The organism is Fibrobacter sp. UWB5 (genome assembly GCF_002210295.1).
Classification (GTDB): Bacteria; Fibrobacterota; Fibrobacteria; order Fibrobacterales; family Fibrobacteraceae; genus Fibrobacter.
Window position 1 is genome coordinate 222,620 of record NZ_MWQH01000006.1, and the last position, 12,563, is coordinate 235,182.

Below are 12,563 nucleotides of genomic sequence, written 5' to 3' on the forward strand. Positions count from 1 at the left end.
ACATCGCACACTTCACATCCTAAAAAAACACCCAGACGGCGAGCCAGAAGACCATCAGGCAAAATTCCATTTCCTTTGAAATTTTAGAAAGGAACGTGCTGCATAGCGTCATGCAAAGCAGGGCTGCGATGCGAGTCCAGGCAATGTCAATGCCACGATAATAAAGGGCAATGCCGCCAAAGAGTTCAATCCAGCACCAGAGCGATTGCGCCAGCACCAGGTAACGCCTGCGGTAAAGCGTCAGCGAGGTAGTCGAAAGGCAGAGGCACAGAGCGAGCATGCGGAACGGGTAATGTTCCAAAGTCGGGTCAATGGTTTCGCCGGCAAAATAAGTGAACACGCTGAACAGAACCAGGAAGCCGGCAAGCAGGCCGCCATTGCGGTACGGCGACGAACCCTTGCGCCACAGGAACGAGGCGCAACCGAGGGCAATCAAGCAAGAAAGCGAATTGGCAAGAGGAGTCATTATTCAGCCTCCTTTGCCGATTCGGGAGCGGATTTTTCGGCTAGCGTCCGCATGTAATTCACGAGGCCCAAAGCTTCACTCGGAGTCAAGCGACCCACGTAGGGGTTCATGTTGCCGCGGCCGTTCAAAATAACTTTGACCAAGGAATCTGCGCCAAGGCTATCGAGACGCAGGATATCCAGCTTTTGCGGCACCGGGTAGAATTCGCGGACGAATTTTTCATTGAAGCGACCATCGGTCCCGTGGCATGTGGCACAGCGTGCATTCCAAAGCAAGCGAGCTTGATTTTGAGAATCCGGAGTGTCGACACCTATCGGCTGCGAATCAAGCGTATTCGTCGACATTTGAGAAGCACCGCCGGCAAAGAAGGTCCCAAGGCAAGCTGCCGCCAGAACGAACAAAATCACGCACAGCGTTTTTTCGCGGCGAGTCAAAACGAAAGTCTGTTCAACGAGATAAGCACGAACGCACAGGGTAACAGCCGTCACGACGGCTATAATCGGGTACAAGAGCGGAATCACATTGGCAATTGAAAGGTCAACATTTGCAAACACGCTTTGGCCCCACACCCACACAGAGAAGAGAATGGCCGCAGCAAAGCCCACCAGCAAGGGGAAACGCAGAATGTGGTATTCTTCAGAAGACCAAGGCTGCATGTAAAAGCCTTTTTTGAGTTTTTCGATACCGCGCACGCCCGTGAAGTTTTCTTTTTCAAATTCCTCTTGTTCGGCTTCGGCCAAATCGGAGCCGTCCACTTCGCCAAAATAGGAACCCGCGCCTTCCATATTGCGGTTCAGGTAACGGCGGATGCCGAAGAACAACAGCATGAAACCGCCTACCGAGAAGGCGACAAGCCCCAAGTCTATCCGGCCAAAGGTTGCCGGAGCCTGCCCTGCCGAGGGCGAAACAAGGTAATAACGTTCCAGGAACAAGCCGACGAGAATCGAGACCGAGAAGAAGATTCGGCCCACACGGTGTTCACGAATCACCGACACCATTCGAAGTTGCGGAAGGACTCCGGCAAAGATAAATGCCGATGTGCAGAAATACCCCTTGATGATGAGGTCCCAAATCCAGATGGCGCAAAGGATCCAGGTGCATATAAGCTGCAGGCGTTCCAAGAGGCGCACGCGGTAGCCTTCGGCGCAAATCAGGAGGTTCATGAGGGCAAGCCCCGAAAGGATCGCCCCCGCGATAAAGTAAACCGGGAAGAACGCACCGCGCCACTCCGGCACGAACGTGGTTGCAAAATCCAGGCTCACCACCGTATGCACCCAGAGCACCAGCGGGAACAGGAGCCACGCCATAGGCTTGCGGTAACGTTCCAGCAGCGGGTTCTCGCGGGATTTTAAATGCACGCCAAAGAACAAGAGCGACAGGAGCGCATACACGGCAATGCAGCAGAAATCCCAAACCAGGGGCGAACGCACATTGGCAAAGTTGCCGCGGGCATCGAGGAAGGGGGCCACCATGTAAAAGTTATCAATGACACCCAAGTGCATCAGCGGGAAAATAGCCGCAAACACGAGGCTCACGAGCGTCGAAAGTTCCGCAATCAAGGCCGTACGACGGTCCAGCTTGATATCGAGCGCTAGGAAAATCGCCGACAGGAGCGTGCCGGCATGGGCAAGCCCAATCCAAAAAACGAACAGGCAGATAGGCGTGCCCCAGAAGGTGCGAGAATCCACCATCCAGGCAGAAGGGCCTTCGAAAATCGAATAACCCAGCGCATAAAGCCCCGGCAAGAACAGCGCAAGGCCAGCAAGCATCAAGTACTTGAACATTAGCGCCTCCCCCGCATAAATACCACGGAAGGATCAAGGTCGACCAGTTCTCTCGGCGCATACAGCTCTCGATTCTTGGAGAGCTTTACCAGCGGCGACTTATCGTCGAGCCAGTTGCCAAAGATAATCGCGTTCTTGGGGCAGGCTTCGGCGCAAGCGGTTTTGACGCCGCGACCGCGCCATTCTTCTGCCGTTACGCCAACGGTAAGCGACGTCTTGAATTTGAGGCGGTCGTTCTGCAGGCGGTGCAGGCAAAGGCTACATTTTTCCATGACGCCCTTGTCGCGGAGCGGGACTTCGCGATTGAACTGTCGGGCAAGCCCGAGTTTCTGGGCATCGTTAAAATTGAACTTTCGGGCCTGAACGGGGCAATTTGCGCCACAGAAACGGCTACCCGTACAACGCTTGTACATCATGGCGCTCAGGCCATCGGGCGTGTGATTCGCAGCCCCCGTCGGGCATACACGTTCGCACGGGGCATTCCCACAGTGCGCGCACATGAAGGGGGCGCTGCCGCGCATGTCGACCCAGTGCATAAAACGCCCGCGGGCAGCATCTTCGTCGGGAACCAGCGGCACGTTGTTTTCGAGGTTGCAAGCTAAAATGCACTTGCCGCAACCATCGCAAGCATCCAAGTCAATGGCCATGCCGAAACGGTTGAGGGTCGAGGCTCCCGGAATCTTGAGTGCACCCGGAGTCGGGATTTTCACGAGGTCAAGAGATTTTTTTGCCTGCGACAGAGCCAGTTTGACTTCGTCTTCAAAACGCTTGAGGCTAGGCAAATCGCCGGCGAGTTCTTCGAGCGGAATCTTGCGACAGCCAAACAGCAGCCCCATTACCGCTACCAGAGAACAACTCTTGATGAATTCGCGACGATCCATACTCATAAGATACCTTCACGAATCAGCGGTGGCAAGCGGCGCAGTACGTGGCCGCCGGCTTAAAGCCTTTTTCGTTGAAAGTTTCGCCCCTGTGGCACTTGAGGCAACTTTGCATATTGAACAATTCTGCGCCGTAGCGGTTCTGCATGTAGCCCCTACCGTGACAATCGGCGCAAGCGACGCCTGCGGCGGCATGCACGCCATGGTGAAACACCACATGGTCCGGCAAATGGCGCTTGTGGGACCACGGGCGGTCATCAGCTTTTGCAAGCACGGAATCCAGCGTCTCGATTCCCGGATTTTCGGTCAGCGGGAGCCTGTGACAGTCCATGCAGTCCGCCTTCGAGGGCATAAAGGCGTTCGCCGAGGCGCGCGAGCCCGTATGGCAGGCGGCACAGTCCAAACCGATTGAATCGCCGTGCAGCGCATGGTCAAAAGGAATCGAGCCCATGGCACGTTCAGGAACGCGCGGCTCCCCCATCAAGAAATCCGCCAAGAAAAAAGAGAATACGACAACAAAACAAAGTGCAACCCACTTCATTTTGGCCTTCCTGGGTCATCGGGATTCTTGAGAATGTACAAAAGCCACGCCGTCATCATTTTCGCCTGCTCTTCGGTAAGCGGAGTGATTTCCATGGCAGGCCATTCTTCGGGGTGCTGCGGAGTTGGATGCATCAGATAGCGCACCAAGCCTTCCGGATTTTCGGCATAATTTGCCACATTGTCGCGCATCGGCGGTGCTGCAAACTTGCGTGCCCAGCGGTGGCATCCGCGACATTCGTTTTCAAAATATTCGTGAGCTTGTGTTTTGAGTTCGGGCGTAACCGGCGGAAGCACAAATGCCTCTACCGCAAATAAAGCACATACTGCCACAAAAACGAAGACTACCACCCGGAGTTTCAAAACACCATCCTTTTGAATACAAGATTCGTCTTAAATATAAACATTTTTTTTCAAATATATTCCTATTTTTGGGTTCAGGAGACACAAATGAAAAAAATCTTATTCTGCCTAATGCTTTTGGCGGGTTTTGCCGCAGCGAATACGTGTACGCAGGCGTGGTTCAATGCCCAAACACATTTTTTGTCAACCCCACAAAATACTCCATACCTTGATTCTGTATATTCTGCATACTTGAATAGATCTTTGGACTCTATAAGAGAAGAACGATATGTCAAACTTTCTTACAACAATGGCTACCTTGAAAAAATAATCAACGGCTATGTTGGGGACATCGAAAATATCTATACTGATGTTGATTACATCCATGTATCCAAAGATGAAAGTGTCCTTTCTAAAAAAGGCTTGGAAGGGCTAATTTCTGATTCAACTGTTGGAGACACCACTTTTTGGGTTCGAAAGCACTATATCAATGGCAAACTTGACCAAGCTATGTTTTATAAAGAAACAGAATTCTTCTCCTCCTGCATGGATTCAACCTTCGATTACTATTACGAATATCTTTCTAGAAATGATTCCCTTATTTATATCTACATAGATAACTACAGTTCCGAAGCAGATCGAGAAATAGAATATGCCTACATTATAGAAGATCCAGCTGATGACCTAAAATGCTATGAATATAGTAACGACTCTTTAGACCATGTAATGGTCTATAATAAGAATGAAAAGGGATTTTCTGTAAAGGTCTTTAAAAACGATATAGTCGTTCAAGAACTCTTTTTCGTTGATCCAAACAGCACTACTGCCATCCGCAAGCAGCGCCCGGCGGCAAAGATTTCACCGAAAGCTAGGTATTTTGACCTGTTGGGCCGCTACAAGTTTACGAAGTAATTATGGGCATTATTGAAATTATCATTATCGCGATTGTAGAGGCGATGGACTGCTTCGCCGTCTCGATTGCCACAGGCCTTTCAAAAAAAGGAATCAAGTACAGCCGCGCCATGCTCCAGGCTGTAAGTTTCGGTGTGTTTCAGGGTGGCATGACGTTGCTCGGGTATTTCCTCGGGAGCTTTGCTGAACGCTGGTTCAATTCCGTAGGCACGCCCATCGCCTGCACCATCCTTTGCATTCTGGGCGGACGCATGATCTGGGGCGCCGTCCGCGGTGACTCCGGCGAACAGGAAGGCGAACAGATTGCTGCGAAGAACTTGACCATTGCAAACATCTTGCTGCTTTCGGTTGCGACAAGTATTGACGCATTCGCTGTCGGAATTTCGTTTGCATTCTTGAACGCGAACATGATTCTTGCCACCAGCGCCATTGCGCTTGCAAGCTTTATCATGGGCGTTCTCGGGTATGAAATCGGCCGTCACGCCGCTCAGCGGTTCAAAACAAAAATTCCTGAAATCATCGCAGGCATCATCTTGATCGGCATCGGCGTGAAAATGCTATTCTAGTCCGCAAGGATACTGCTTAAGCCACTTGATAATATCTTCCCTGGAATGTTGCTCTGAACAGATTTCAGGGTAAACTTTCGGGGCGAGTTCTTCGGGATCGAATCCGTATTTGAACACGACCCACACCGTGGTTCCAAAGCCCGCGCCAATGGCAAGGCTTACAGGCACGCTACCCGTGGTAAGCATACCGCCCAGGAATCCAAGGGAACCTTCAAGGACAGAGGTCCAGAAAATGCTTTTGGGTTCCATTTGCTGGCAATAATCCAAGGAATCCACGGGCACTTGGTAAATCAATTTTCCATAATCCTGCCGCAGCCAGACCGCATTCGCGCTTTCGTCGTAGCAAATTCCCTTGCTAGTGACGGCGACAACCGATTCGGTCGGATGGTAAATAATGGACATCGTCTGAGAGCTGTCGGCAAGGCGGAACCAGTTCCGTTTAATCGTATGGAGCGAATCGATGTTTTCATTTTTCGTTTCCACGGTATCGGCAGGCTTCGTTTTCATGCTATCGACAGAGACGGTCTTCACTTTTTTCATCTTTTCGATATTGTTATCGGCAGCCCCTCTCATTATATCGTTTCCGCCGATACTCATGACCGAAGACAATCCCCAGAAATCCAAGGTAACTGCAAAACGGTTCCGGTTTTCGGTCCAATCGCGGCCATAACGGAATTCTAGAGCCAAATTGCCCATGCGTTTAAAGCTATGCGAAACATAAAATCCGCCACCGACTTCGGTATAGAACTTGGAGCGGGGCGAAGGCACCCCCTTCCCAAAACAAACGCCTTCACAAGGTTCGTCATCTACGTAAAAATATTCACGTCCGTTTCTGGACAAGTGTTCCGTAAAGCCGATTTTCCAACGGTCATTTAACGGAATCTGTTCAATCAGCATTCCGCCGCCGGAGTAAGAAGCAAAAGACGACTCATCGTCTTCGGGCTCATCGGTAGAAACCACCGCCAAACCAAAAATGTTGCTCCAGCCCGTCAGACCAAAATACGGAGAGACAAAGCCGCCCTGCAAAAAAGGAGTCAAAGACTGAACGCCCCAACCAAAGGTAAAGTACCCCCCATTGATATAGCTCAACAAGGTCAAATCACCCCACCATTCTGCATGGCTCCAATGGCCGAGTTCCGTACTTTCGTGGTAGCCATTATCCAGGTTACCGAAATACTGCGAATAAGAAATATTTCGAACGGCCTTATCTTGCTTATAGCTTGCCATATAGGCGGCAGCCGGAGGCGGGCGCATAATGGAACTGCAACCGCCAAGAATCGCGGCCATTGTCACGAGCATGACAAGAATCACCCTATGTTTCATAGTATTCATCATATCATAAAGCTCATCACAAAGGACCAGAACGTTGCCGGATTGTCGCCGGATTTAATGCCGACTTCAAAAGACATCAAAACAGCGGTGTGCGACTTGAAATCGGCCTCCGCCAACAAAGGCAAATTCGTATAGCTAACAAAGTCTACGCCGTAGTAAAACACCCACTTATCAAGTTGGTATCCGTTTCGGAATTGAGGTGAAGACGGACGACCAGCAGAATAGTCATAAGAAGTGTAATAGTCTTTGCCGGGATTAAGGATATGGCAATCGCGAATTCCACCATGTGCTCCAAAAGCCAAGCCATGATTGTTCATGAAAGCCATCGCGCCGCCGCCTAAATTCACAGAACCAAAGAACTTATTTTCGTTGATATCGGAATCTACCTCGTCATCCGCATCGTGACCATAATACCGTCCGAAACTGAATTGATAAGCGGCCGCCAAATAGATTGGCCCAAACCACTGCACAATCATGGGCGAAAGGCCTCCCTCAAGCCACATCCCATAATGCAAATTCAAGAATATTCCGCCACCGAAATTGTGACCGTTCCAATCATTGGCCCCTTCAATATTTTTCGTTTTGGGCCAAGTCAAATCCCAAAGGCTCACTTCGGCACGAAAAGCGGAGGCTTCTACATCTTTTTTTTCAGAACCGTTTTCTTCAACTGTGGCATCTCGCTTTATTTCGCAGGAATCGCAAAAAGCAAACGTGGTTGCCAAAGAAAATATGCGCGATGTCCCCGGAGCAATCTGCTTTGCCACAACTGCATGGGGAACAAAATGGGGCGCCATTACCACGTAATCGTCGGCAAAGGCATACGCCATCAAGAAAAGCAATAAAAAACGGGTCCACAGACGCATAGTTTGTTCAAAAAATAATAATAAATGCCAAAGGAGGGATATACGGCCAACCTAAATTGTCAATTTTTTGTAATTTTTGTCACAATCGAAGATGTTTTTTTGTCTAGCAGATAGAAACGATGGACCAGAAAGATATTGACCGCACCCGGTATTTTGAGCTAAAGAAACAGCTAGAAGAAGCAAGCCGCCTTTACTACAAGGAAGGCGTCTCCCCCATGAGTGACCAGGATTTTGACTTTGGCCTCAAGGAGATGGAAGCGCTCGAAGCGAAGTATCCGGAACTTCGCGGCAATGCATCGCTCACGCAACGGGTCGGCAGTGACTTGACCAACGACTTTGCGAAGGTCGCACACGCCGTGCCCATGCTCAGTATCGCGAACGTGTACAGCGCCGAAGAAATGGCGGAGTTCGTGAAGGCGGCGGAAGAAGGAATGGCAAGTCTTGGCGACGACAAGCGCGCCACTACCGCGCACACCTGGATCTGCGAGCGGAAAATTGACGGCGTGAGTCTTTCAATCGTGTACGAAAACGGACGCTTGAAGCAGGCGGCCACCCGCGGCGATGGAGCCCAGGGCGATGACGTGACATTGAACGCGCTCACGATTGCAGACATCCCCGAAACCTTGGACGCAAAAAAGCTGAAAATTGACCCCAGCGAAATACCGCAGGGCACTTTTGAAGTCCGCGGCGAAGTCTACATGGAACGCGAGGCTTTTGAACGCCTGAACGAGCAGTTCATCTTGGAAGGCAAGAAGATTTTCCAGAACCCGCGCAATACGGTCTCGGGTTCGCTCAAGCTCAAGAGCGTGGCCGAATGCAAAACGCGCCCGATGCGTTTCTTTGCCTACCACATTCCGCAGAGCAACAACAAGACGCACGAAGAGAACCTGCTGCAACTCAAGAAGCTCGGGTTTCACACGAACGATTACTGGACCGCAGACAACACCGATGAAATCATGAAGATTTCGGAGCAGATTGGAGCGAGCCGAGACAGCCTCCCCTTCGAAATCGACGGCATGGTCGTGAAATTGAACGACCTTGCCATGCAGCGCGCGCTGGGCACCACGAGCAAGAGCCCGCGCTGGGCCATTGCCTATAAGTTCAAGGCCGAGCGCGCCTACACCCCGCTCCTTTCCGTAGAATTCCAGGTGGGACGCACCGGGGCCGTGACGCCGGTTGCGAACCTTGCCCCTGTGCGCCTCGCCGGCACCACCGTCAAGCGCGCCACCCTCCACAACTTTGACGAAGTCGCCCGACTGGACCTCCACTTCGGCGACACCGTCGGCGTCGAGAAGGGCGGCGAAATCATCCCGAAGATTACCGACGTCAAGAAGGAACTCCGCCCGGCGGGGGCCGTCCCTGTGACTGCCCCCGACAAATGCCCGGTTTGCGGCGAACCGCTCACCCACATCGATGGCGAAGTCATTCTCCGCTGCGAAAACATGCACTGTGCAGCGCAGGTACAATGCCTGTTCGAGCATTTCGTAAGCCGCGAGGCCATGAACATCGAAAATCTCGGTCCAGCCCTTATCGCAAGCCTGATTGCCTCGGGCAAAATCAAGCGCATTCCGGACCTGTACCGCCTCACGCTCGAAGACCTGGAATCCCAGGAACGCATGGCCAAGAAGAGCGCCAAAAACGTCTTCGACGCTATTGCCGCCTCTAAGGAAAAGAGTCTCGAAAACCTGCTGCACGGTCTCGGCATTAGATTCGTGGGCCGCACCAGTGCACGAAACCTCGCCAAGCATTTCCGCACTCTCGAAGCGATCCGCACCGCCACCGTCGAAGACCTGCAAAACGTCAACGACGTGGGCGAACGCATCGGAAAGTCCGTCTACGACTTCTTCCACACGGAACGCTACACGCAGGAAATCGACGAACTCATCGCTCTCGGCTGCCCCACCGAATTCAAGGGCGTCGTAAAGACCTTGTTCCAAGGTCAAACCGCCGTCATTACCGGCACGCTCCCGACCATGGAACGCGAAGAGGCCCGCAAACTCATCGAAGAAAACGGCGGCAAAGTCAGCGGTTCCGTGAGCAAGAAGACGAGCTGGGTCTTGGCAGGCGAAGCGGCGGGCTCCAAGCTCACGAAGGCGAACGAGCTCGGGATTCCCGTGCACGATGAAGCCTGGCTTCTTGCCCAAATCGCCGCCAGCGCTGACGAAACGCTTACAGAATCCGCAAATAACGACGAAAATGGATTGCCGCGCCCCTCCGGGGCTCGCAATGACGTTCAAAAGCCAAACGAACAATTAAGTCTATTCTAGCCACATTTTCTATATATATGGCGTAAAATTCAATTAGGTTACCCTTATGGAAATCAACAAGGACATTGCCGACATCCGCGCCGCCGAAGCTATTCTTCATAAAAAGAAGAAGTACCTGCTGTGCTATCATAATTTTAACGTGAAGAACTGCAAGAAATCTGCCGAAGAAATCCGAAAGATTGCCGCAGCCGCAGGTTCGCCCATCTCGATTGCCGTCGTACCCTCTATCGGGGGCGTCCCTGAATCCGAAGCAGACGCTTTCCGTGAAGAAATCGGAAAATTCGTGCAGGAAGGCTACGAAATCTTGCTCCACGGTGTGCGCCACAACGCAGACCTGTTCATCAAGCGTAATCCCATCGGCAAGCTCGCCCTCGCCATTTCGCACAATGGTGCCGAATTTGCGGGCCTGAATAAGAAAGTTTCCCAGATGCTTTTAAACCGTAGCATCGCCCTCTGGAAGGCCCACGGTTTTGGCCGCCCCTCCGGATTTATCGCGCCAGTCTGGCTCGACAACAAGCACCTCAAAAAACAGGTGCTCGAAGAATTCAATTTCTACGAAGACATGCTCTACATTTACCGCAAGGTCGGTAAAAAAGTCAAGCCGTCGTTCTCGCAGATTTTGACCTTCTCTATTTTCCCGCAGGCACTCCTCGGTGCCATGCAGGTATTTTCTCGCATTGCACTACTCCTCTACCGCGGAACCCCCCGCCTGGTAATTCACGCCGGTGACATGAAGGCCATGGGCGAACAAAATCTTCTCTCGCTCGTAAAATTTGCCTCGAATCACCGCGAAAAGATCATGTACCAGGATCTATAAGAGACCGGAGAGACACAAATGATACTCAATAGATTCCTAGCACGAACCGAGTATTCCTCTTACGAGGACCTCTACGAAAACTTTAAGCTCAACATTCCCGAAGACTTTAACTTCGCTTACGACGTGGTCGACGAATACGCGAAGACCGAACCCAAGCGCGAAGCATTAGTCTGGTGCGACGATAACGACGAAAGCCATATCTTTACCTTCAAGGACCTTTCAATCGCCTCGCAGCGTACCGCGAACTTTTTGGTAGAAAAGGGAATCAAGAAAGGCGACCGCGTGATGCTGATTTTGCGCCGCCGCTACGAATTCTGGTTCTTCCTCTTGGCACTCCACCGCATTGGTGCAATTGCCATTCCGGCAACCAACATGCTCGCCGCCGAAGACCTGGAATACCGCTTTAAGGCAGCCGACATCAAGATGGTCGTCTCTTACGACGATCCGGCGCTCCAAAAGGAAATCGACACCGCCTGCGAACACACGCACATTGTCGAAACGCTCGTGACCATCGGACAGTCCCGTCAGAACTGGATCAACTTCTACGACGACTACGAAATCTGCCCGCCAAGTTTCCCACGCCCCACAGGCGATGCCGCCACGCACAACGACGACATCATGATCGTGTACTTTACTAGTGGCACCAGCAGCAACCCGAAAATGGTCGCCCACACCTTCAGCTACCCGCTTGGCCACATCGTGACCGCCAAGTACTGGCAGAACGTGATTGACGGAGGCCGCCACCTGACCGTTGCCGAAACCGGCTGGGCCAAGGCGCTCTGGGGCAAAATTTACGGCCAGTGGATTGCAGGTTCTGCCGTATTCACCTACGACATGAACGTGTTCATTCCGGGCAAGTTGCTCGAAAAGATGCAGGAATACAAGGTGACCACCTTCTGTGCGCCGCCGACCGTTTACCGCTACATTCTGCAGCACGGCGTTGAAAAGTACGACCTTTCCAGCCTCAAGTACTGCACCACCGCAGGCGAGGCATTGAACCTGGACATTTACAAGAAATTCTTCGAAAAGACGGGACTCCGCCTGCACGAAGGCTACGGCCAGACCGAACTGACGCTCACTACGGGCAACTTCGAATGGATGGAACCGCGCCCGGGTTCTATGGGCAAGCCCTCCCCCGGCTACCGCATGGATATCGTGGATGCCGACGGCAAGAGCTGCGGCCCCGACGAAGTCGGCGAAATCATCATCAAGATTGACGAAGGCAAGCCCTTCGGCATGTTCGGTGGCTACTACCGCGACGAAGAACGCACCCAGAAAGTATTCGAGGGCGGGGTCTACCACACCGGCGACACCGCTACCCGCGACAAGGACGGTTTCTTCTGGTTCGTAGGCCGTACCGATGACCTGATCAAGAGCTCCGGCTACCGCATCAGCCCCTTCGAAGTCGAAGAAGTGCTCCACAAGCACCCCGCCGTCTTGGAAGTTGCAGTGACTGGTGTCGAGGACAAGTCCCGCGGACAAGCCGTGAAGGCAACCGTCGTACTCCAGAAGGGCTATGAAGCCTCGAAGGACTTGGCCAAAGAAATCCAGCTGTTCGCAAAGAACGTGGCTGCCTCTTACAAGAGCCCGCGTATCATCGACTTTGTGTCTGAACTGCCGAAGACCATCAGCGGAAAAATCCGCCGCGCCTCTATCCGCGACAAGGACAAGGAAGACGCTAACGCCGCAGCAGAAACCGCAGCGAAGGAAGCCGAAAGCGCCCCGGAAAATAAAGAATAGTTGCGGAACAGCAAAGAATCTAAAAAGCCCGCCTCCAAGGCGGGCTTTTGCTA

At 52.2% G+C, this 12,563-nt stretch carries 12 protein-coding genes; 5 read left to right on the forward strand and 7 right to left on the reverse strand.

The features are described 5' to 3' along the window. Positions 1-19: 19 nt before the first annotated feature. From B7989_RS10390 to B7989_RS10410, 5 genes are read right to left on the reverse strand one after another with little or no spacing between them, the layout of a single operon-like run. Complete coding sequence (locus tag B7989_RS10390) at positions 20-466, reverse strand: hypothetical protein (RefSeq protein ID WP_088628421.1); 447 nt, start codon at positions 464-466, stop codon at positions 20-22. Then, entirely contained in the window at positions 466-2,250 is a 1,785-nt protein-coding gene (gene nrfD, locus B7989_RS10395; RefSeq protein WP_088628422.1) for an NrfD/PsrC family molybdoenzyme membrane anchor subunit, read from the reverse strand. The genes B7989_RS10390 and nrfD overlap by 1 nt, the downstream gene beginning before the upstream one ends. Then, positions 2,250-3,131, reverse strand: a complete 882-nt coding sequence (locus B7989_RS10400) for a 4Fe-4S dicluster domain-containing protein (protein ID WP_158212896.1) — start codon at positions 3,129-3,131, stop codon at positions 2,250-2,252. The genes nrfD and B7989_RS10400 overlap by 1 nt, the downstream gene beginning before the upstream one ends. Positions 3,132-3,153: 22 nt before the next feature. Then, positions 3,154-3,672 carry a cytochrome c3 family protein gene (locus tag B7989_RS10405; protein ID WP_088628424.1) on the reverse strand — a complete coding sequence of 173 codons (519 nt, stop codon included), beginning with the start codon at positions 3,670-3,672 and terminating at the stop codon, positions 3,154-3,156. Beyond that, positions 3,669-3,968 carry a c-type cytochrome gene (locus B7989_RS10410; RefSeq protein WP_088628425.1) on the reverse strand — a complete coding sequence of 100 codons (300 nt, stop codon included), beginning with the start codon at positions 3,966-3,968 and terminating at the stop codon, positions 3,669-3,671. The genes B7989_RS10405 and B7989_RS10410 overlap by 4 nt, the downstream gene beginning before the upstream one ends. A 153-nt stretch (positions 3,969-4,121) precedes the next feature. Between B7989_RS10410 and B7989_RS10415 the strand changes: the two genes are divergently transcribed. Beyond that, the gene (locus B7989_RS10415) at positions 4,122-4,925 is read left to right on the forward strand and encodes a hypothetical protein (RefSeq protein ID WP_088628426.1); all 804 of its coding nucleotides are present in this window, start codon (positions 4,122-4,124) and stop codon (positions 4,923-4,925) included. Positions 4,926-4,927: 2 nt separating this feature from the next. Continuing rightward, entirely contained in the window at positions 4,928-5,491 is a 564-nt protein-coding gene (locus B7989_RS10420) for a manganese efflux pump (RefSeq protein ID WP_088628427.1), read from the forward strand. Here the strand turns inward: B7989_RS10420 and B7989_RS10425 are convergent. Both B7989_RS10425 and B7989_RS10430 read right to left on the reverse strand, forming a co-directional pair. Beyond that, a complete protein-coding gene (locus tag B7989_RS10425) occupies positions 5,483-6,814 on the reverse strand; it encodes a hypothetical protein (protein ID WP_144265028.1) in 1,332 nt (443 codons plus the stop codon). The two genes, B7989_RS10420 and B7989_RS10425, sit on opposite strands and share 9 nt — an antisense overlap. An 8-nt stretch (positions 6,815-6,822) precedes the next feature. Further along, positions 6,823-7,686: a hypothetical protein gene (locus tag B7989_RS10430; protein ID WP_088628429.1), complete on the reverse strand. Its 864-nt coding sequence runs from the start codon at positions 7,684-7,686 to the stop codon at positions 6,823-6,825. 119 nt (positions 7,687-7,805) lie between these two features. Between B7989_RS10430 and ligA the strand changes: the two genes are divergently transcribed. Genes ligA through B7989_RS10445 form a run of 3 tightly spaced genes read left to right on the forward strand, consistent with a single transcriptional unit; the run spans position 7,806 to position 12,510 of the window. After that, positions 7,806-9,953, forward strand: coding sequence for an NAD-dependent DNA ligase LigA (gene ligA / locus B7989_RS10435; RefSeq protein WP_233144362.1), 2,148 nt, complete (start codon positions 7,806-7,808; stop codon positions 9,951-9,953). Positions 9,954-9,999: 46 nt separating this feature from the next. Further along, on the forward strand, positions 10,000-10,770 hold the full coding sequence (locus B7989_RS10440; RefSeq protein WP_072797691.1) for a DUF2334 domain-containing protein: 771 nt from the start codon (positions 10,000-10,002) through the stop codon (positions 10,768-10,770). 18 nt (positions 10,771-10,788) lie between these two features. Next, positions 10,789-12,510 carry an AMP-binding protein gene (locus B7989_RS10445; protein WP_088628430.1) on the forward strand — a complete coding sequence of 574 codons (1,722 nt, stop codon included), beginning with the start codon at positions 10,789-10,791 and terminating at the stop codon, positions 12,508-12,510. Positions 12,511-12,563: the final 53 nt, after the last annotated feature.

Coding starts and splice junctions, on each gene's coding strand:
- B7989_RS10390 (WP_088628421.1), bottom strand. CDS start 466: ATGACTCCTCTTGCCAATTCGCTTTCTTGCTTGATTGCCCTCGGTTGC.
- nrfD (WP_088628422.1), bottom strand. CDS start 2,250: ATGTTCAAGTACTTGATGCTTGCTGGCCTTGCGCTGTTCTTGCCGGGG.
- B7989_RS10400 (WP_158212896.1), bottom strand. CDS start 3,131: ATGGATCGTCGCGAATTCATCAAGAGTTGTTCTCTGGTAGCGGTAATG.
- B7989_RS10405 (WP_088628424.1), bottom strand. CDS start 3,672: ATGAAGTGGGTTGCACTTTGTTTTGTTGTCGTATTCTCTTTTTTCTTG.
- B7989_RS10415 (WP_088628426.1), top strand. CDS start 4,122: ATGAAAAAAATCTTATTCTGCCTAATGCTTTTGGCGGGTTTTGCCGCA.
- B7989_RS10420 (WP_088628427.1), top strand. CDS start 4,928: ATGGGCATTATTGAAATTATCATTATCGCGATTGTAGAGGCGATGGAC.
- B7989_RS10425 (WP_144265028.1), bottom strand. CDS start 6,814: ATGAAACATAGGGTGATTCTTGTCATGCTCGTGACAATGGCCGCGATT.
- B7989_RS10430 (WP_088628429.1), bottom strand. CDS start 7,686: ATGCGTCTGTGGACCCGTTTTTTATTGCTTTTCTTGATGGCGTATGCC.
- ligA (WP_233144362.1), top strand. CDS start 7,806: ATGGACCAGAAAGATATTGACCGCACCCGGTATTTTGAGCTAAAGAAA.
- B7989_RS10440 (WP_072797691.1), top strand. CDS start 10,000: ATGGAAATCAACAAGGACATTGCCGACATCCGCGCCGCCGAAGCTATT.
- B7989_RS10445 (WP_088628430.1), top strand. CDS start 10,789: ATGATACTCAATAGATTCCTAGCACGAACCGAGTATTCCTCTTACGAG.